Below are 19,079 nucleotides of genomic sequence, written 5' to 3' on the forward strand. Positions count from 1 at the left end.
CACCAGCAATATGATCGTTTTCAGTGGCGGATTGCGGGCTCAACTATCGCATTGGTGGTCGGCTGAAGCGTCCACGCTAGCTTGTCGATGAACTCGTACTCAAATAGCGCCTGCGGATCGGTTCCGAAATAGTATCCATACTGATGCAGAATCTTGGAGCCCTTGGCGACCATCTCGCGCTTCCATTTCAGGTCCTTGGCAGAGCTGAACTGAAATCCAATCACCACCGCATAGTTTTCGTACGCTTCGGCCACTTGCAGAATGGTTGCGCGCGTCAGGATGCCAGCAGGGTCTTCCAGACCTTGAACTCTGAACGCGGTGATGCGGTTCATCAGATTTGATGCAACTTCCTCCTCGGACCAACCCATGACGCCCGCTGCAACGCCCTTTGCAAACCCCTCCTTGATGAACTTGACTTGAATGTTCTTGAGTGCCTCTCGGGCCGCGACCTTGTCAGCCACCATAAGGACCAGATCGGGGATCATCGCAGCGATGTTCTCGGCCTTGAAAGCCTCCTTTAAACCCGCCTTGAAGCCGGCCTTGGCCGCGCTCCAAAATCCTTCGCCAGCGACGGAGCCTGCCGGCGGCGGCGGGACCTCTGGCGGGATCGGTGTGTTCCGCGGGACCTTCAATCTCACCTCCGGTGCCCGGAAGTCGAGCGCTTGAACGCCTCTCCTGCGCATCGCAATGAGCGTTCCTCCGCTGTCCCTGGTCAGCAACACCGGATTCTTGATGCCGCGAGCCACTCCGCCTGCCCTGACCTCGGCAACAACATCGGAATCGAACGCGGAAAGCCCGTGATTCAAACCCTCATTGCCCCACTTCCAAACTTGCGCGCGGGGCACCTGGGTCATCATTTTGTCTTCGACGATCCGCAAGTCAGTGAGCAATTTTTCGCCGGACTGAGCACGCGCTCCCTTTAGAAATTCAAACTTGACCCGCGGTGAGATCAGAACCTCGTGACCGTCCTTGGCCAGATTGAGAATTTCATTCTCGAAGCGTCGGCTGAGCGCTTTCTCGGCGGTGCTCGCCGCAGCTCTTTGCCCGTTCTGTATGTCTATAAGAATATTGGTATCGAGCCAGACGGGGGGCTTTAAGGGCGCCATTGCAACAACACCATTGGCATAAACTGTAGGACGCATTTTGCGTCGGCGAGCCTATCCCTCAGTCGCGTCTGCTGAAGCGCCGGTTCAAGCGGCTCTGCCGCACCCTCGATCGCAGACATGCGATCGTCAGCGCGCGCCTTTCGGCTTGGAGCCAAGCAGATCATGCGTTCCACTGACGCTTAACGTTCCCGAGCACTCGAATCCTCCGAAAATGCCGCAGGAGCCGGTGACGGTGACGCGCAAGTCCTTGCGTTGATACAGGTCGACCGAAACGCCAAATCGCGAAAAATCGTTGGCGCTGTTCGGCAGGATCAGGTCGATGTGATCGATCGCCCAGCGCGGCAGGTGAGGATTGCTCTTCCAGAACAGTTCATTGACGGCGTGGTGGCCGAAATTCGGTCCAACCGTGAGGGCGCCGTCTGCGCCCTCAAACACGAAGCCGGTCTCGTCGATGTGAACATTGACCCGGTCCGGAGCTACCGCGAAATGCAGCGACGTGATGTCCTGCGGCTGCGGGTCCTTGCCGAACTGCGCGCTATAGTCGTCGCTCCATTGCCCTCGGCCGCGCCCGAGCCCGAAGCCGTGCCGGCCCGGAAGGTCTCGCGTCGAGAGCGGCCGGTCGGATAGTTTTGGGCGCCAGATCTCCCGGAATCCCTTGCCGATTGTGGCTGCCATCGACAGGTCGAGGGCCCAATGCGACGGCTTCTCCGGGCTTTTGCCTTCGGCGAAGGCGTCGAATCCGTCCGATGTCTTGGCAATGCGCAGCGTCTTGATCAGGTCTTCCCAGTCCTTGGGCAGGAACGTGACGCCGTCGAGCGTGCTCGTCGCGGCCGCGACGCCATACTTCTCCAATTGGCGTCGGATATAGGCCTTCTCGTCATAGAGGCGGACATTGGGATTCGGCCCCGCGAAATATTTCGACAGATCGATCTGCGGCCGGAGCATGGTCAGCCGCGCCGCGATCTTGCGGTAAGTGTCGGTCGTGGTCGGGTCGGTGGTCGTCACGGGGCTGCCCTCCGAGTGAAAGCCAGTCCCCGATTTGTCTGATCCGGCCGGGGCCGGGTTCAACTGAACCTCCCAACCGGAAACGCCGACCACCATTCGTGGAGCAGTGTCAACAGCAAGGACGATCCGATGTCACTTCGGAGCAGGGTGCTAGACGTACTCAATGGCCCGGCGGTCGCACGCATTCGCTTCCGGTTTCCGATCCGTGGCAGCCACGTGACGATTGCACCGCAAACGTTCCATCACGTCGCTCGCGCGATCCGGTTGGGACAGGTCAGCGTCAGAGTTCCGACGGACCTCGCGGCAAATGTTGCGGCACAATATAACGACGTCGCGCGGACCCGGGCGGACGGTACGGTCGTCGCGGCGAATACGCTGGAGGTCGTGTCGGCGACGGGGCGAATGGACGAAGCCTATATCGTCCACGAGGCCTTGCATGCGGCTTACGATCTGCTGCGTACCGGCCTTGACGGCAATGCGGAGGAGGCGTCCGCCTATGTCTGTACCGCGCTCTACTGCCGCATGACGGGCCTGCCGCGACCCCGCTGGGCGAACGGCCCGATTTACGCCAATGCCGCGGAAGTCGCCCGAACGTTGCTGTCGCAATATCAGAAGGGTGATCCCGGCATTCCCTGGGTCGGCGAGCATGAATGGCAGATGCTGCGCGCCGGTGTCGGCCTTAGCGCGGTCTATGCCAGCGGACCCGGCGGCATTCTCACCGGGTGGCTGCTCGGCCAACAATACACCCACGACGGCTGATGGGACGTGGGGCGTCCGCTCCACAAAATGACGGGCCGGCTCCTTGCCGCCCGTCCTCAGGCCACCAGCAAACCCAGTTTGCCGACCGTCGCCAGCGAACGGTCAACGCTTTGTCGGGTTGACAGCAGCAACGGCTCGGCGGGCTGCCCGGCATCATCCAATTGCTTGACCTGGATGGTCGGTCCGAAGATTTCAGTCATTTCGGCTGTGATTTGCTCGATCGTCCGGGAGCCGTCGAGCAGTTGCAGAAAGTGGCGCGTCCTGTCGTCCTCCAACTGCACGGTTTGGTGAAGCAGATTGGTGACCAGCGGGCCGCTCTGCGCCTGTCTGCGGGCGAGCAGACTCGCCTGCGGACAATCCGTGACTTCTTTCACGAGAAACGGCCGTGATTTCAGAAAGGAGACCTCGCCGCTGCAGGCCAGGATATAGAGCGCTTCCGTCAATATCCGTTGGTCATCGGCTGTTTGCCGGCCTTCCAGCAGCGTCCGGGCGCCATCGAGCAGTTCAGTGAACGAGAGTGCGCGCGGCCAGGCCCGGCCGAGACAAAGATGTGCGGCCTTCAGGAGCGGATTGGTCACGGTGATTCGGCTGCCGTCCTGATTTTCAAATTCCATCTCGGAATCGTCGGTCAGGCAGGCGTCGGGGCGACGTGGGCTGGTGGTGCTCAGCAGATAGAAGGCGGTGATGAAGTCGAGATCGACCTTGCGGTCAAGGGAGATGCCTTCGTGGCAGAGCAACGTACGCCGAAACCCGTTGCCGTCGATGAAGTCCTGATACTGATCGCGCGCCATGAACTCGCTTTCGGGAAAGCGCTGCAGCGTGGCGCGGACCTCTTCGGTGTAACCGGCAAGATAGCGTCGTGAGAAATCGGCGTCGCTCAGATATTGCAGCCCATGTCGGCCGGCGTCTTCGACGACTTCGTGCAGCAGGAACGCCGTCGCGCCAGAATCGAGATCGTCGTGAAAAAGCAACTCGTCCGGAGCCTTGAGCACGCGGTTGCACTGGTCGCGCATGACTGTACCGTGCACCGAGCTGGACTTCGATCCTTCGCTGAGAAATTTCACGATGGCGCGAGCTTGTCCCACTTTCTCCTTCATCCCGGTGATGCGCCGGGTGTGGTAGCGCATCATGTCGCGGACCATGTCGCGAAGATGCGAGAACGGGTGCGCGTTGTAACTGACGTAGCAGAGCCCCTGTGGCGCCAAATTCCGTTTGAAGATGGACATCATCTTCTCGCGCACGATCGGTGGTACCCATGAATACACGCCATGGGCGATGATGTAGTCGAACTGTCCGAAGGCCGCGTCGACATCCATGATGTCGCAATGCAGAAGCCTGATGTTGCTCAAGCCCAATGCGGCGATGTTCCGCTGTCCGCGTTCGATCGTGACGCCGCTCAGGTCGATACCGATGAACTCGCTGTCCGGATATTGAAAAGCCATCGGCAACAGATTGCCGCCAACGCCGCAGCCGAGCTCCAGGACCCTGCAGCGCTCGACCGGAGCCGGCTGCATGCCGTAGACCGTAGCGATCGTTGCCAGATGGTTCGGGTGCGTGAGCCCGTAGACATGCCCGGGATAATACACCTCATCGTATGGTGTGGTGCCGGTGGTCGGCTGGCGGTGCTCGGTCTGGATGTTCATCGCAGTCAGTTCCACGAATATGCAAACTTGTCGTTCACGATCGAGACGCGCGTCTGCTTGACCTCCTCCTTGGCGAGAGACTTGCTCAGGAATTCGCGCGACAGTTCGGGCAGCAACGTGTTGGTGATGATGTTGTCGATCATCCGCCCGCCGGAGTCCGGATCGTTGCAGCGGGATACGATGTGCTCGACGACTGCATCGTCGTAGCCGAAGGCAGCCTTGTGATTATCGCGGAGGCGCTGTCCGATCCGGTCGAGCTGCAATCTGACGATGCCGGCAAGCATCTCGTCCGAAAGCGGAAAGTAGGGGATCGAGACGATGCGCCCAAGCAACGCGGCAGGGAACACCTTCAGCAATTCCGGCCGCAGCAGCCTGGCGAGTTCTTCCGGCTCGTTGCGATACTTCGGATCGCGCGCCAGGCTCATGATGAGATCGGTGCCGACGTTCGTGGTCAGAATGATCAATGTGTTCTTGAAATCGATTCGCCGACCGTTGCCGTCCTCCATGACTCCCTTGTCGAACACCTGGAAGAAGATCTCATGGACGTCGGGATGGGCCTTCTCCACCTCGTCGAGCAGGATAACGCTGTAGGGCTTGCGCCGGACCGCTTCGGTGAGCCGGCCGCCTTCACCATAGCCGACGTAACCCGGAGGTGCGCCCTTCAAGGTCGAGACCGTATGGGCCTCCTGGAACTCCGACATGTTGATCGTGATCATGTTCTGCTCACCGCCATAAAGGGTTTCGGCAAGCGCGAGCGCGGTTTCTGTCTTACCCACGCCGGACGGTCCGGCCAGCATGAAAACGCCGATCGGCTTGGACGGGTTGTCCAACTTGGCGCGGCTGGTCTCGATTCGTTTCGCAATCATCGTCAGCCCGTGGGACTGGCCGACCACGCGTCGATTGAGAATTTCGGGTAGCTTCAGGACGGTTTCGATCTCGTCGCGCATCATTCTGCCGGTCGGGATACCGGTCCAGTCGGACACGACAGAGGCCACCGACTGCTGGTCGACATGGGCATAGATCATCCGCTTTTCCGGATTGATGCCTTCCAGTGTCTCGAACTTGCCGCGCAACTCGACGCGCTTCGTCGCTCGATCTTCGTCGCCGTTCTCGGAGAGGATTTCGCGAATGCTGCGGATGTCCTTGACGAGCTCCTGTTCCTTGGCCCAGTCGGCCTCCAGGCCGGACAGCTTGGCCTTCAGCGTCGCTATGTCGCCGTCGATTGTGGTGATGCGCTCGCTGTTCTCGTCCCCGAGATCGCCGTCGCTGACCAGCGCCGATCGCTCGGCCTCGCGGGCCGCGATCGCGACGCGAGCGTCCTCGATCAGGGCCGGCGTCGCGCTTTGACTGATGGCTACTCGGGCCGAAGCCGTGTCCAGCAAGCTGACCGCCTTGTCCGGCAGCTGTCGGGACGGAATGTAGCGATGCGACAGGTTGACCGCGGTCACGATCGCGGCGTCCGAGATGCGAACGCCGTGGTGCTTCTCCATCGGGCCCAGGAGACCGCGCAGCATGATGCAACAGGTCTCGACATCCGGCTCATCGACCTGGATCGGCTGAAAGCGCCGTGTGAGTGCGGGGTCCTTTTCGATGTACTGGCGATACTCTGCCCAGGTGGTGGCGGCGATGGTCCGCAGCGTGCCGCGGGCGAGGGGAGGCTTGAGGAGATTGGCCGCGTCGCCGGTGCCGGCGGCGCCACCGGCCCCGATCAGCGTGTGCGCTTCGTCGATGAACAGGATAATCGGGGTAGGCGAGTTCTGTACCTCGTCGATCACCGAGCGCAGGCGCTGCTCGAACTCGCCCTTCATCGAGGCACCGGCCTGCATCAGGCCGATATCCAGCGCGCAGAGCCTGACGTTGCGCAGCGGCGGCGGCACCTCGCCGGCGGCAATGCGCTGGGCAAATCCCTCGACCACGGCGGTCTTGCCGACGCCGGCCTCGCCGGTGAGGATCGGATTGTTTTGCCTCCGGCGCATCAGCACGTCGATCAATTGGCGGATTTCGTCGTCTCGACCGAGGATCGGGTCCATCTGGCCCGATCTGGCCTTGGCGGTCAGATCCTGGGAGAACCGGTCGAGCGGCGTCGTCCCCTTGGGATTCGCCCGGTCCGTACCGTCAGTACCGGCACCGGCCAATCCGGAGCCGTCCATCGGACGCATGGTCTCCTCCTCGGAGCCTGCCCAGATGGCGCGGTGCTCCGCAGCCAATGCGTCGACATTTATCTTGGCGAATTCCTGCGAGATGTTGTTGAGCGCACGACGGATCTCGTTCGATTTCAATCCGGCGACCAGGAGATGTCCGGTGCGGATCTGGGTCTCGCCGAAGAACAGCGTGGCGTAGTGCCAGCCACGGTCGAGAATATCGATGACCGAATTGGCGACGCCCGGCATGTCGGTTTCGTTCTTGCGGAAACCGTTGATGACGCCTGCGAGGTCCGACAGCAGCCGCGCGCGGTCGAGCTTGTAGTGATCCACCGACAGGCTGAGGTCGGTCCGCTCCTGTTGCAGGATGTGAAACAGCCAGTGCGCAAGCTCCACGTTACGGTTGCTGACGCTCTTGGCGTGGCGCAGGGCCTGTATGAAGGCATCGTAGCCGGCCCGGTTCAGTTTGCCAGTCACGGCCTCAAGGCTGATATCGGTCACGATGGCGCCTCCTGCTCAATCCCCGGGCGATGCCGGGTCGTCGCGGAAATCGGCTCGAATTCCCATGATGTTAGGACAATCGGAGCGATGCTTAGGTTCAAATCGGCTGCTGAACAGTCGCAGCGTTGCGCCGGGCTCTGAGACGCTCGGCAAGGTGAAAGCGTGCATCGCGCCGATACTCCTCGGTCGAGGCCCAGTTCGGCGAAACCCAGCTGGTCCATCCAAGGCGTCCGCTCTGCCCGAGCTTCATCGGGACAACCGCTCCCGCCGGAATGGCAAGTTCCACCTCCCACTCGAGTTCGTCGCCGATGTAGAAGTAGATGGCGTCAGCCAGGGGCTCGGACAGGTTCGGCGCTTCGGTGGGCAGGAACTGCTCGTATTGAGCAAAATCCTTCACGAACACGCGAACCCTGATCTTGTCTTCGACGCTGAACACACGCGAGCCCAGGAGCGCGTCGTGACCAAGCTTGGCGTGCGTCCCGCCGAGCCGGCTGCAATGGCTTGGGTCGAATGGGAGCCACGTGCCGACGAACTCGTCGATCTCGACCCTGACATCGAACAGCCCTTGCAGCAGCCGCGCCAGTCGTGATGCGGATTTCGCTCTCGGTGAAACCAGCCCGGCGAAGCTCAGCTTCGCCATGTCAGGCACGGTATCCCGATTGGCAAAAATATCGGAGCCGAGGCCGGCGAAGGAGCCGACATAAGCGATGAAGCGGTCGTCGGATGGCCGATCATGCTGGGCGATCGGCCGTGCGTCTGCCCAGGCTCGAAAGAACAACTGCAGAAAGCGTCCGTTCAGCAGGTCGAGAAAACGGGGGAAAGCGTCGTCCCGCATCAACTGCCAGCCGACGCTCTCATCGGTGGTAGCCAGCGGCAGCGCGCCCTGCGGTCCGAGCAGGCCGAGGAATTTGACCAGAATTTTGAGCCTGCCATCACGATCGTCGACCGAGCTCAGATTGGAGGCGGGAAATTCCAGATAGGGGGTTTGACCGAGGTCCACAAACTCCTCGCGACGCGCTGCACTGTCGCCGATCCGCGGTCGATCCGGATTGCATCGCTCGAGCTGGCGGAGCGTCTGAAAGAAATCGAACCGCCAGGGCTCGGCCTTCATCTGGTCGATCAGCGTCACAGCGGCCTCCGGGTGCCCATGCGGGCCGGCCAGCGCATGATCTCGCCGCGCTCCGGGGTCGAGATGACGGTCTGGGTGAAGGTGTTGAAGCCTGAATAGTCGGCGAAGAAGCGTTCCAGCACAGCTCCGAGCAGGAACACGCCGCTGCCCTCGAATGCCTTCTCGTCAAGCGTGACCGTGATCTCCAGGCCGCGCGCCGCGCCGCTGCCGGTACGCTCACGCACCCGCCGCACCACGGGCCTGCTCTCGACGCTGCGCACGCCACGAATCTTTCGTTCCGTCGCATCGTCGAACTGGTCGGCGAATAAGGACAGCATCTCCCGCAGTGCTCCGGCGTTCTTGCCGCCGCTGCGTTCCACGAGGCCGAGATAGTTCAAACTCAGCATGTTGATCAGGCGCCAGCTGACGACGCCGCTATTGGCGATCTCGCTGCGGCTGCGCAACTGCGCCACCACCGGCTCGCGTGGTCGGGTGGGGCCGGCGATGCACATCAGCTCGAGCGAGGTGTCGTCCAGCAGGCGAAAGTCGGCTCCGCCCTGGCCGACCGGCAGATGTTCCGTGAGATGCCGGTTGGAGCACAGCGCGCGGACGCTCAGCTCGGCGGCGGATCCGTCGCCGCTCGGGTCGCCGGGCTCGAGCAGCGAGAGGAACATGTCCGTCCCGGTATAGTCCGAGGCCGCGCCATAGGTCTTCTCTTCGACGGTGCGCCGCCGCGGCAGCCGACGAACCGTGTAATAAAGTCCCTCGACCGATCCGGCCGTCCTGTCGACGGCGGCGGAGTACAGCGGACGCACGCGCCGCTTGTCCTTTTCCGCCGGAAAGTGCGCGTAAACCTCCAGCACCTGGTGCGGCTCGTATTCGAGGTAGCGGCTTCGGTCGGGCACCACGTGGTATTCGTAGGTGTTCGACTTGATCGGGATGCGATCACTGGTCTTTTCGAACAGGTTGATCGCCGGGGCGGTGTAGAGACTGAACGTATCCGCCCGGACCGAGGCGGCGAGACGCGAGTTGTGTTCATCGAACGCGAAGACGATATCGATGGATTTGCTGCGCAACCGCGGCATCACAGCGCGAAGCTGCGCCAGATTGACGCCAAGGAACTTGCGCGGAAACACGAAATATTCCCGCAACAACTCCGAGCCGCGAAAGACCCGGTTGTCGTTCGGAAACAGGGATTCGTTCTCGCTGAAGCCGACCTGCTGCACACAGTCGTTCGGAGCCCGGATGACGACCGGATCGCCGAAATCGTCGAGATAGCGAAAATAAAGCCCGACGCAATTCGAGGTCAGTTGTTCGTAGAGTGCGATGGCATCCGACTCGGCGCCGGTCAGGTAGATGGGCAGTTCGCTGGTGCGGCAGCCGGCGAACCAGGTCTCCGGTTTGTTGCGAGTCTCCGCGTCCGCCGGCTCCTCGTCGAGCCGCGCGGCGGTACGGTGTGTCAAGGAGAGCCTGAGTCCGGCGATGACCTCTCCGCCGACTGGAATCCCGAGGGCCTGCAACGCGCCCGCGGTCGCAAAATATTCGGCGCCGGTGACGTCAAAGGGCCAAAGCACGATATCGCGGCAAAGCCGGAATCGACAGGCGAGGCTCCGTTCCCTTTCGCGATAGCTCGCGTCGAAATAGGCGCCTCGCGCGATCTTCTTGCCGTCGCGCAACGCCGGATCGGCGTAGGTCGGCTGAATCTTGACCAGCATGGCGGACGGAGTCGGCGCGAGATAATTCGGAACCAACTGCTCAAGCAGGTTCGCGGTGAATTCCGGAAACTCGTGCTTGAGCTTGAGCTGGACACGCGCGGCGAGAAATGCAGCGCCCTCTAGCAGGCCTGAGATCATCGGATCCGAGCGGTCGCGGACCAGACCGCCGAGGCGCTCGGCGATACCAGGATATTCCTCGGCAAAACCTTCCGCGTGCTCGTACAGCAGCGACAGTTCACGATTGTAGAAGTCGAGGAATTCGCGGTTCATGCTATAATCGGTTGATCTGTATATCGCCGCTGTCGAGGTCGACGTCTGCGACGAATTCCACGGGCACGTTGAGCGGTTCGCATTTCAGGTCGGAATGCACGACAAAGCGCAGTTTGAGCTGCTCGGCGCCCACGGAGGTGTCGCGCCGCACCCGGATGGACTTGCGATCGAGTCTCGGCTCGTAGGTCGTGAGCGACATGCGCAGGGCATCGCTAAGCTCCTCGTCGGTGACTTCGTCGATCGAACGGTTTGCGATATCGGGGAAACCATAGTTCAGGATCGAGGTGCGGACGCAGCCGCGACCGGTCAGGTCAAGCGTCGATTCGAGGGCAATGGTATTGAGGAGTGTTTCGACGTCCTGCGAAACCTCGCGCCTTAGCAGCGTCTCCGAGATCGGGAAACGACCAGCGCTGCGCCGTCCCGCTATCACTCGCTCGCCGAACTGATCGCGCAGTTCGAGTGCCTTGCGCGCATCGCGAGCATCATGAGCCGCACGAAAGGCCAGCATCAATGGCGGAGAGAGCCGGTCCTTCCTTGGCGTAACGGTCATTGACGGTCCCCGTACAGCCGGCGCCGATTGCCGCTATTGGCAACCGGCGCCGGGCAGGAAGCCTGCGATCAGGCCCATTCCTTGTTGGCCGCAACGTCCCATCCGAACACCGGAGACGCGCCGGCGCCGCCTTTTTCGGTCTGGGTCTTGTAGGTCATTTTGACCTTCTGGAAGTTCAGGCTGACGTTTTCGGTGAGGCGATCCTCGCCGTGCGATCCGCCCGTCGAGACGCTGGAAACCAGAACGTGCTTCATCTCGATCTTGAGATATTCGAGCGGGTGTTCACCGGCCTTGCGTACCGTGAGGATGGCGCTGTCGATGTGCTTTCCATTGGCGCAGACCTTGAAAAGCTCGGGTGTCGCCTTGTCCACGAAGTGCGTGAAGTGGAGGTCTTGAACCGCGACCTTGCCGGCGCCGCCGCCCGACCCGCTGTGGAACGTGCCGCTTTGGCTCTCGCCGAACGACCAGCTCAAAATGTCGATTTCGTCCTTGTGTTTGTCGTCGAGCGACTCGCCCTTGATCGGATCGAGTTTCAAAAAGATGTCGACAGCCATAGCATAGCCCTTTCAAAATTCTCTGATGAGTGACGGTTGCAATAGCGCGGCGTCAGGAGCTCGGGCCTGGCAGGCGCGAAACGAGACTGAGACCGACGTCCATCGCTTCCAGTTGAAAGTGTGGACGGAGAAAGAAGCGCGCGTTGTAATATCCCGGGTTCTCCTCGTTTGCTATGACCTCAACCTTCGCAGCGGCCAGCGGCTTGCGCGCTTTCTGAGCTTCTGACGACAAGGCCGGATTGGCATCAACGTATTCGTTGATCCAGGTCTGCAGCCAGACCGTCAGCTCATCCTTTTCCTTCATGGATCCGATCTTGTCGCGAACCATGCACTTCAGATAATGCGCAAAGCGGGATACTGCGAACATGTAGGGCAGGCGTGACGACAGGTTGTCGGACGCGGTTGCATCCACGCCCTTGTCGCCGAAATACTTCTTCGGCTTATAGAGCGACTGGGCGCCGATGAAGGCGGCCTTGTCGGTGTTCTTGCGATGGATCAGCGGGATCAGTCCCGCCTTTGCAAGCTCGTGCTCGCGACGATCGCTGATGGCGATCTCGGTCGGGCATTTCAGGTCGACGCCACCGTCGTCGGTCGGGAACGTATGCGTCGGCAAGTTGATGACCTCGCCGCCGGACTGGACGCCGCGGATGCGCGTGCACCAGCCGAACTCCTTGAAGGCGCGGTTGATGTTGACCGCCATCGCATAGGCGGCGTTGATCCAGCCGTATTTGTCACCGGTGTGCCCGTCCGTCTCCTCTTCGAAGGCGAACTCTTCCACCGGCTCCGATTTGGCGCCGTAGGGGAGGCGGCCCAGTGCGCGCGGCATGCACAGACCGAGATAGCGCGAGTCGTCCTGATCGCGCAGTCCCTTCCATGCGGCGTATTCCGGCGTGTCGAACACCTTGCCGATGTCGCGAGGGTTGGACAGTTCGGTCCACGAGTCCATTCCCATCAGCGTAGGCTCGGCGCCGCTGAAGAAGGGGGCGTGCGCGGCGCCGGCGATCTTGCTGAGATCGCGGAGCAACTGCACGTCGGTGGGGAGGTGGCTGAAATAGTAGTCGCCGATCAGGCAGCCGAACGGCTCGCCGCCCAACTGGCCAAATTCGTACTCGTAGATCTGCTTGAACAGCGGGCTCTGGTCCCAGCGCGCATCGGGATAGAGCCGCAGGTTCCGATACAGCTCGTTCTTGGAGACGTTCATCACCCGGATCTTGAGGTTGGCGTCGGTCTCGGAGTTGAAGACGAGGTAGTGGAGGCCGCGCCAGGCACTTTCGATCGCCTGGAATTCGGGCGCGTGCAGGATCTCGTTCATCTGCGCGGTCAGCTTCTGATCGATCCGCGCGATCATCTCCTCGATGGTGTCGAGCACGTCCGACTTGATGACGCTCGTATCCTTCAGCGCTTCCTGAACGAGCGTGGACACCGCGTTCTCGACTTCGGTCGCCGCACGTTCGGTGCGCGGCTTGAAGCTTTGCTTCAGCAGGGCGGCGAACTCGTCAGCCTCGACGGTCCCGACCTTGGCGGTGGTCTCTTTGTGGATTGCTTCTTTTGCCATGGTCCCCATTCCTTCCCTTAGCTGTTGCTGTCGGATTCGGTGGACTGGCTGGTCGCGCGCTCGCGCAGTGCGGCCATCAGTTGAGGATCGGCGAGGAGCTTCTTCAGCTGGTCCTCGGCACCCACCTTGCCATCCATGTAGCGCAGCAGGTTGGCGAGCTGTTCACGCGCTTCGAGCAGCTTGGCCGTCGCCGGCACCTGGCGGGCGACCGCCACCGGCGTGAAGTCGGATATCTTGTTGAAGCGCAGGTTGACGGAGATCTTTTCGTCGGACCCGTCGCTGAGACGGTTGGCGACGCGCGCCGTCACGCCGGGCTGGATCGCCGCCATGCGGTTGTCGAAATTGTCCATGTCGAACTCGAGGAACTTGCGCTCCTCGACCTTCGTCTTCTCGATGCCGGGGTTGTTGCCGGAAAGATCGGACAGGACGCCCATGACGAACGGCAGTTCGATCAGCCGCTCGGCGTCGTAGGGATCTTCGTAAGTGATGTGCACGCGCGGTGCGCGGTTTCGGCGAATGAATTTTTGACCGCTGTCGGTTGCCATTGGGTTGCCCTCTTCACAAAAAAATCTCTGCGGAAGCCGACTTGCGCGACGCAGGCAGGGAAGTGCCTCGGTGTTTCGTCGGCGGAGCTTCCTTCCGTTCAGTTAGTCCCGTCGAACGGAAGGCGGGTTCAATTCGATTTATCGATCGCCTTCAGAGCGCCCTCCGGCAGCACTTCGTTCAGCAGGCTGAGGAAGTCTCGCTGTGCGAGTTCACGTGCGCGATCGACCAGGAACGGGATCGGGCTGGACGGCTCCGCGGCCCGGAAGAACGACGCGACTTTGCTCAGCAAGTCCAACGCCTGGGCTCTGTTTTCGGCTGCAAAAACAGTACCTTGAGCCTCATTTTCGGCCGCGGATGGGAGCGAGGTGGCGAATTCCGCCATGCGCTCGATCGGCAGGTCGAAGACTTTGTCGCGACCGATATTGATGGCGGCGGTTTCCACGTGGGCCGGCATCAGCATCCGCATCACTTCGATAAACGATTTGCCAACCATGTCCTGCGCCTGCCGCACCAGCAACAGCGCCGGGCTCGACGGTTCCTTCCGAGCGAAGTAGTCGGCAGCCGCCGCCAGCGCCGCGGATGCCTGTCCGGGTGACGTGACTGCGCCGGCGATTTCGATCGGAGGCTGTGGGCCGTCTTGGGCGGTCTCCTCCGGGGATGAGGCAGCTGCGGCCGGATCGCGTGCGGTCACCAGAGCTGCGAGCCAGCTGGACAAGCCGTTCGCGACGCCCGCCAGCCTGTCGAGACTGATGGGTTGCCCCGAGTTCAACTTTTCGTGCCAAACCGATTTGATGCCGGCAATCTCGGCAGCGACCGCCGAACAGCGGGCGCTCACCGCCTTGAGGGTGTCGAGATCGGTCTCGGCGACGATGCGCTCGATGGTTCCGAGATCTGGCATGTCGACATCGGCATCGCCGGCGGGAATTTCGCCCTTGGCAATCTGATAGGCTCGGTAGTTGAGGCTGCCGTGCCGTCGATTTTCGATCAGGGGAAGGAATTGGAGCGGGTTGATCACCGTCGGAAACACGTCGATCGCCTCGATGGTGACCGCACGAAAGGCATAGTCGCCGTCCTCGCCCCTCGGGTGAACCGCTTCCCATTGTTCGCGGAGCAGCAGGCTGGTTGCCCGCAGGCAGCTGAGGAAGCCGTCGAGATCGCGGTTCAGGATGGAAAATTTGGCGAGCAGCATGGTCAGGCGCAGATCGCGGGTGCGAGCCAACAGGGGCTGCGCAGCGGCGAACTGGCCGGCAATATCGATGGCCTTCGGGTCGAAGCGTCCGCGCTCTCCATTCGCGTTGACGACCTCGAAATACGACATCGGCAGCAGCGATTCCGCAGCTGCGAAGAAGTTCAGGTACTGGACGTCGCCGGCCGCATCGAGGTCGGGCCCGCAGGGATCGTCGGGGCCGATGGGCTGGGTCAGGGATGCGACGTCGAGCATGCAAAGAGGATCCGTCTGCGAGGCCCTGGCCCCTCGACCAGGTCCATGACATCTGGCGGATCACGCGGGGGATCATGATCCGATTGACTGGTAGGTCAGATCAACGCCGGCCTCGGTTCATTCCCGCGATGGTGGCGGTTTCCCGTGAACCAGCAAGCGCTTGGAACCGACTACATGAGTGCCGCAGTGGCTTCCCCGGGCGGGTGCGTTGCCGCGTCAGGAGAGTGACACCGAGCGGACTTGCCGGCCATCCCACCGATGGACGGCTCGGATTTCGGTCGTTCGTGCTTGACCGCCTGATGCGCCGATTGCGCAGCTCGTGCGGTCAACGAGGGAGTTTAACGCCCACATGGGCCAGCTTACCCAGGATACCCGCCTCTGCGAGCTCAAGACCCCCCTTGGCAAGGACGTTCTGGTTTTTGCCCGGTTCGAGGCCGCCGAAGGTCTGAGTGAACTGTTCGAATACCGCATCGAATGTCTCAGCGAGGAAGCCGATCTCGACTTCGATCGGGCCATCGGCAAGCAGTGCACCCTCACCATCAAATTGCACGAGAAGGAACGCGAGTTCAGCGGCATTCTCACGGAAGCCCAATGGCTGGGGGTGAAGAACGACTATTTCAGTTACCGGATCGTGCTGAGGCCCTGGTTGTGGCTGCTGTCGCGGACCACCGATTGCCGGATCTTTCAGGACAAGAAGGCGCCCGACATCATCAAGGAGGTCTTCAACGAGCGCGGCTTCACGGATTATGAGTCCAAGCTTACCGAAGAGGGCTCATGTCCAAAGCTCGAATACTGCGTTCAATATCGCGAGACCGATCTGGATTTCGTGTGCCGGTTGATGGAGCAGCACGGGATCTACTACTTCTTCAAGCATGAAGGCGGCAAGCACACGCTGGTGCTGGCCGATTCCAAGTCCTCGCACAGTCCAATCAACGGTCTTGCGAAGATCCCCTACATCCCGCTTACCGGCTCCGATCGCCGCGGCGAGCAGCATATTTATGAATGGGCGTCCGAGCGCCGGTTCCGCACCGGGAAGATCGAGCTCAACGATTACAACTACCAGAAGCCCAACGCACAGATGATCAGCGACGCCAAGGGCTCCGAGCACTACACACGATCCGAGATGGAGTTCTACGACTATCCCGGCAAGTTCAAGGAAAAATCCGACGGCGAGCGATACGCGAAGATCCAGCTCCAGGCCGAGCAGGCGATGGATCGGCGCCGCCGGGGCAACGGCGACGCCGTCAATCTGTTTCCGGGCGGACTAACCAAGCTCGAGAAGCACTCGAAAGACTCGCAGAACGTCGAATATCTCGTGGTACGGGCAGCTCACTCGTTTTCCATCGAATCCTATCGCACTGGCGGCCCCGGCGACGCCGGGCAGCACGTCTACTTCGGCAGCTACGAATTTCTGCCGAGCGATCGGCCGTTTCGATCTCCCATGACGACGCCGAAGCCGAGGATCAACGGCATTCAGACAGCCAAGGTGGTGACCAAGGACGACAATTCGAGCGAGGAAATCGACGTCGAGTCGCTGGGCGAAATCTATGTTCGCTTTTTCTGGGATCGGAAGAAGAAGCGGTCGTGCCGGTTGCGCGTGGCGCAAGTCTGGTCCGGCAAGCGCTGGGGCGGTCAGATCATCCCGCGCGTCGGGCAGGAGGTGGTGGTGGAATTCCTGGAAGGGGATCCCGACCGGCCCCTGGTGATAGGGACCGTATACAACGATGAATACAAGCTGCCGTACGACCTGCCGTCCAAGAAGACGATCGCGGGTCTGAAATCCGACTCGACCAAGGGAGGAGGCGGCTACAACGAATGGAACTTCGAGGACAAGAAGGGGTCCGAGAAGATCACCCTACACGCCGAGAAGGACTACGACGTCACGGTCCGCGACACCGAGACCAGGACCATCGGTGAGGCGGCGTTCGGCGGCGATACCCGCAAGACCACGCTCAAGAACGGCAACGACAAGCTTGATATCCAATTGGGCGGTCAGCACGTCAAGCTGGCGATGGATCAGTCCGTCGATGCGGGCCTGAGCATCACCCTTTCGGCCAACGTCAATATCACCCTGCAGGTTGGTCCAAGCCAGATCATCCTGTCTCCAGCCGGCATCGTCATCAACGCCCCAACCATCACCATGACCGCGCAGGCCGCCATGGCGCTCGCCGCCGGCGGCCCATTGGTTGCCCACGGCACGCCAACCATTGTCGGCTGACAGCCATGAATCAGGTTCGGTTCAGCACAGTCCGCGATCTCTTCGAAGCCTATCCGCTGGCGCGCTACGACGTCGGCAAAGCCGCTCCGGACAAACTGTCGTTGGATTTCCTGCAGGAGGCGGCCGATGCGGGCAACTGGCACCAGGCTGTGTCCTTCTGCGCGTATCTGCTCCCCAGGCGCGTGGCCGTCGCCTGGGGCTGTCGCTCGTTGCGCCAGATGTTCGACCATTTCGACGGCAATGAAGGCAGGTCGCTCAATTTCGCCGAGACCTGGGTCCGGCAGCCGGACGAGCAATCGCGCAACAAGGCTTTGGCGGTCGGCAATGCCAACGATCTCGAGCAGCCGGCGACCTGGCTGGCGCTGGCGGCGGGTTGGTCCGGCGGAAGCGTGGTTCCCGCGGAATCTGCGCCGGTCGAAGCCAAGCCGGATCAGACGGCGCGAGCGGTTCGCGCAGCCCTTTTGATCGGCCTCTGCCGGCTTACCCGTGAGTCCAGGGACCGGATAATGACGGCCTGCCTGGAGGATGGTATTCAATTGGCACGCGGCGAACCGCGCCCTCCACGCTGACGAGACGATGTGATGGTGCTTCGCTTCAACATCGAGAACGAGCCGAACCTTCCAGACGGCGGCCCTGTGTCATTTACCGTCACCGGAAGGCGTTCGGTCGACATTGGCCGGGACCGCCATCTCGATTGGACATTGCCCGATCCGGCACGGATGATTTCGGGGAAGCATTGCGAGGTCCATTATCGCGACGGCGGCTACTGGCTGCACGACGTCTCGACCAACGGCACCTTTCTCAATGGTGCCGACCAGCGTATGCGGGGAGCGCATCGGCTGCGCAACGGCGATCGGCTCGTCATCGGCCACTATGTCATTGGCGTTTCGCTGGACCTGGATGAGCCTGCCGAGGACACTCCGAGCCATGGTGCGCAGCAGCAAGCTCCGCTCGCTCAGCAGCACGCCGATTACTACGAACTGTGGGCTCCCGGTCGCGACGTGCCGCCGCCAATCGACCCGCAGCAGTTGCGAAAACCGCGCGAGGCCGCGCGGCCCGTCAATCCGGAATTCCTGGACTGGGCAGCGAGCGTTCCCGCGGCGGGTGTGGATCCTGTCCGCCATTCGTCGCAGATGCCTCAACGCGAGCCGCCGCTGCACGACGACATGAGCTGGGCAGCCGGTCCGGTCGCCACGCCAAAACCGCCGGTCGACGTGCTGCACGCGATGCCGACGCCGCGCCGACCGTCGGTATGGGCCGACGACGAAGCGGCTGCCCCGCCACCGCCGGCGCCTTCACCGGCAGGGCATGTGGGAGCGCCGCGGCCGCAACTGGCCGAGCCGGCACCAGCCACGGCCGCGTCGATCGGCAATCCGGAGTTTGCGCGCCAGGTCGCACGTGCTGCCGGGCTGCCGGACGGTTTCTTTGCCGACAAGACCGAAGCTGAACTCGCGGAACAGCTCGGCGTCATCCTGCGCATGACGGTGGAAAATTTGATGGCCCTGCTGCAGGCGCGCACCCAGGCCAAGCAGCTGACGCGCAGCACCAGCCAAACCACCATCCAGGCCATCGAGAACAATCCGCTGAAATTCTCGCCGACCGCGGAAGACGCGATGCGTATCCTGTTCGGGCCGCCGACCCGCAGTTATCTCGATGCGCCGCATGCCTTCGCCCAGGGCTTCAAGGACCTCAAATCCCATCAATTGAAGACCTATGCGGCAATGCAGCATGCCGTCCGGGGACTAATCGCCAGCATCGATCCGACGCTGATGGCGCGCGAGCTCGAGCTTCAGCGCGGCGCAAGGTCCTTGTTTGGCTCGAACAAGAGCAAGCTCTGGGATGAATTTTTGACGCGCTGGAACGCGCATCTCGGTCGCGACGAGAGCGCGCCGATCGATACCTTCATGCTGCATTTCTCCGAATATTACGACCGCGCAGACAAGTCGGGGTCAAAGTGAACTGTCGGT

At 61.7% G+C, this 19,079-nt stretch carries 15 protein-coding genes; 4 read left to right on the forward strand and 11 right to left on the reverse strand.

The annotated features are described in order from the left end of the window. Nucleotides 1-20: 20 nt before the first annotated feature. Nucleotides 21-1,106 (reverse strand): type II toxin-antitoxin system VapC family toxin, encoded by a 1,086-nt coding sequence (locus tag ACVWZM_RS36900; RefSeq protein ID WP_456855828.1) that lies wholly within the window; start codon nt 1,104-1,106, stop codon nt 21-23. 126 nt (nt 1,107-1,232) lie between these two features. After that, nucleotides 1,233-2,111, reverse strand: a complete 879-nt coding sequence (locus ACVWZM_RS36905) for a hypothetical protein (protein WP_057019602.1) — start codon at nt 2,109-2,111, stop codon at nt 1,233-1,235. A gap of 129 nt (nt 2,112-2,240) precedes the next feature. On the opposite strand from ACVWZM_RS36905, the gene ACVWZM_RS36910 reads away from it, so the two are divergent. Then, entirely contained in the window at nt 2,241-2,870 is a 630-nt protein-coding gene (locus tag ACVWZM_RS36910; RefSeq protein WP_141339674.1) for a hypothetical protein, read from the forward strand. A 56-nt stretch (nt 2,871-2,926) separates the two neighbouring features. On the opposite strand, the gene ACVWZM_RS36915 is transcribed toward ACVWZM_RS36910, so the two are convergent. The 9 genes from ACVWZM_RS36915 to ACVWZM_RS36955 all read right to left on the reverse strand — a co-directional run bounded on the left by ACVWZM_RS36915 (nt 2,927) and on the right by ACVWZM_RS36955 (nt 14,894). Beyond that, a complete protein-coding gene (locus ACVWZM_RS36915) occupies nt 2,927-4,513 on the reverse strand; it encodes a class I SAM-dependent methyltransferase (protein ID WP_253639589.1) in 1,587 nt (528 codons plus the stop codon). Nucleotides 4,514-4,518: 5 nt separating this feature from the next. Then, entirely contained in the window at nt 4,519-7,155 is a 2,637-nt protein-coding gene (gene tssH, locus ACVWZM_RS36920) for a type VI secretion system ATPase TssH (protein WP_141339672.1), read from the reverse strand. Between the two features lie 97 nt (nt 7,156-7,252). Beyond that, entirely contained in the window at nt 7,253-8,317 is a 1,065-nt protein-coding gene (tssG, locus tag ACVWZM_RS36925; protein ID WP_076831489.1) for a type VI secretion system baseplate subunit TssG, read from the reverse strand. Next, the gene (gene tssF / locus ACVWZM_RS36930) at nt 8,281-10,248 is read right to left on the reverse strand and encodes a type VI secretion system baseplate subunit TssF (RefSeq protein ID WP_456855829.1); all 1,968 of its coding nucleotides are present in this window, start codon (nt 10,246-10,248) and stop codon (nt 8,281-8,283) included. Before tssF ends, tssG begins: the two co-directional genes overlap by 37 nt. Nucleotide 10,249: 1 nt before the next feature. Then, entirely contained in the window at nt 10,250-10,798 is a 549-nt protein-coding gene (tssE, locus tag ACVWZM_RS36935; protein ID WP_092082332.1) for a type VI secretion system baseplate subunit TssE, read from the reverse strand. A 68-nt stretch (nt 10,799-10,866) separates the two neighbouring features. Beyond that, nucleotides 10,867-11,352, reverse strand: coding sequence for an Hcp family type VI secretion system effector (locus ACVWZM_RS36940; protein WP_016843423.1), 486 nt, complete (start codon nt 11,350-11,352; stop codon nt 10,867-10,869). Nucleotides 11,353-11,404: 52 nt separating this feature from the next. After that, nucleotides 11,405-12,907: a type VI secretion system contractile sheath large subunit gene (gene tssC / locus ACVWZM_RS36945; protein WP_057019596.1), complete on the reverse strand. Its 1,503-nt coding sequence runs from the start codon at nt 12,905-12,907 to the stop codon at nt 11,405-11,407. Nucleotides 12,908-12,924: 17 nt separating this feature from the next. Next, nucleotides 12,925-13,452 (reverse strand): type VI secretion system contractile sheath small subunit, encoded by a 528-nt coding sequence (gene tssB / locus ACVWZM_RS36950; protein ID WP_092082334.1) that lies wholly within the window; start codon nt 13,450-13,452, stop codon nt 12,925-12,927. Nucleotides 13,453-13,580: 128 nt separating this feature from the next. Then, complete coding sequence (locus ACVWZM_RS36955) at nt 13,581-14,894, reverse strand: type VI secretion system protein TssA (RefSeq protein ID WP_316397687.1); 1,314 nt, start codon at nt 14,892-14,894, stop codon at nt 13,581-13,583. Nucleotides 14,895-15,243: 349 nt separating this feature from the next. On the opposite strand from ACVWZM_RS36955, the gene ACVWZM_RS36960 reads away from it, so the two are divergent. The 3 genes from ACVWZM_RS36960 to tagH all read left to right on the forward strand — a co-directional run bounded on the left by ACVWZM_RS36960 (nt 15,244) and on the right by tagH (nt 19,070). Continuing rightward, the gene (locus ACVWZM_RS36960) at nt 15,244-17,112 is read left to right on the forward strand and encodes a type VI secretion system Vgr family protein (protein ID WP_076831482.1); all 1,869 of its coding nucleotides are present in this window, start codon (nt 15,244-15,246) and stop codon (nt 17,110-17,112) included. 101 nt (nt 17,113-17,213) lie between these two features. Next, the gene (locus ACVWZM_RS36965) at nt 17,214-17,681 is read left to right on the forward strand and encodes a DUF6931 family protein (RefSeq protein WP_456855830.1); all 468 of its coding nucleotides are present in this window, start codon (nt 17,214-17,216) and stop codon (nt 17,679-17,681) included. 12 nt (nt 17,682-17,693) lie between these two features. Next, nucleotides 17,694-19,070 (forward strand): type VI secretion system-associated FHA domain protein TagH, encoded by a 1,377-nt coding sequence (tagH, locus tag ACVWZM_RS36970; protein ID WP_456855831.1) that lies wholly within the window; start codon nt 17,694-17,696, stop codon nt 19,068-19,070. The last annotated feature ends 9 nt before the right edge of the window (nt 19,071-19,079 follow it).

It is taken from the genome of Bradyrhizobium sp. USDA 4501 (assembly GCF_054062115.1).

Bases quoted from the DNA above. Each gene is read 5' to 3' on its own strand.
- ACVWZM_RS36910 (WP_141339674.1), top strand. From the start codon at position 2,241: ATGTCACTTCGGAGCAGGGTGCTAGACGTACTCAATGGCCCGGCGGTC.
- tagH (WP_456855831.1), top strand. From the start codon at position 17,694: ATGGTGCTTCGCTTCAACATCGAGAACGAGCCGAACCTTCCAGACGGC.
- ACVWZM_RS36900 (WP_456855828.1), bottom strand. From the start codon at position 1,106: ATGGCGCCCTTAAAGCCCCCCGTCTGGCTCGATACCAATATTCTTATA.
- ACVWZM_RS36960 (WP_076831482.1), top strand. From the start codon at position 15,244: ATGGGCCAGCTTACCCAGGATACCCGCCTCTGCGAGCTCAAGACCCCC.
- tssC (WP_057019596.1), bottom strand. From the start codon at position 12,907: ATGGCAAAAGAAGCAATCCACAAAGAGACCACCGCCAAGGTCGGGACC.
- ACVWZM_RS36955 (WP_316397687.1), bottom strand. From the start codon at position 14,894: ATGCTCGACGTCGCATCCCTGACCCAGCCCATCGGCCCCGACGATCCC.
- tssB (WP_092082334.1), bottom strand. From the start codon at position 13,452: ATGGCAACCGACAGCGGTCAAAAATTCATTCGCCGAAACCGCGCACCG.
- tssE (WP_092082332.1), bottom strand. From the start codon at position 10,798: ATGACCGTTACGCCAAGGAAGGACCGGCTCTCTCCGCCATTGATGCTG.
- tssF (WP_456855829.1), bottom strand. From the start codon at position 10,248: ATGAACCGCGAATTCCTCGACTTCTACAATCGTGAACTGTCGCTGCTG.
- ACVWZM_RS36915 (WP_253639589.1), bottom strand. From the start codon at position 4,513: ATGAACATCCAGACCGAGCACCGCCAGCCGACCACCGGCACCACACCA.
- ACVWZM_RS36940 (WP_016843423.1), bottom strand. From the start codon at position 11,352: ATGGCTGTCGACATCTTTTTGAAACTCGATCCGATCAAGGGCGAGTCG.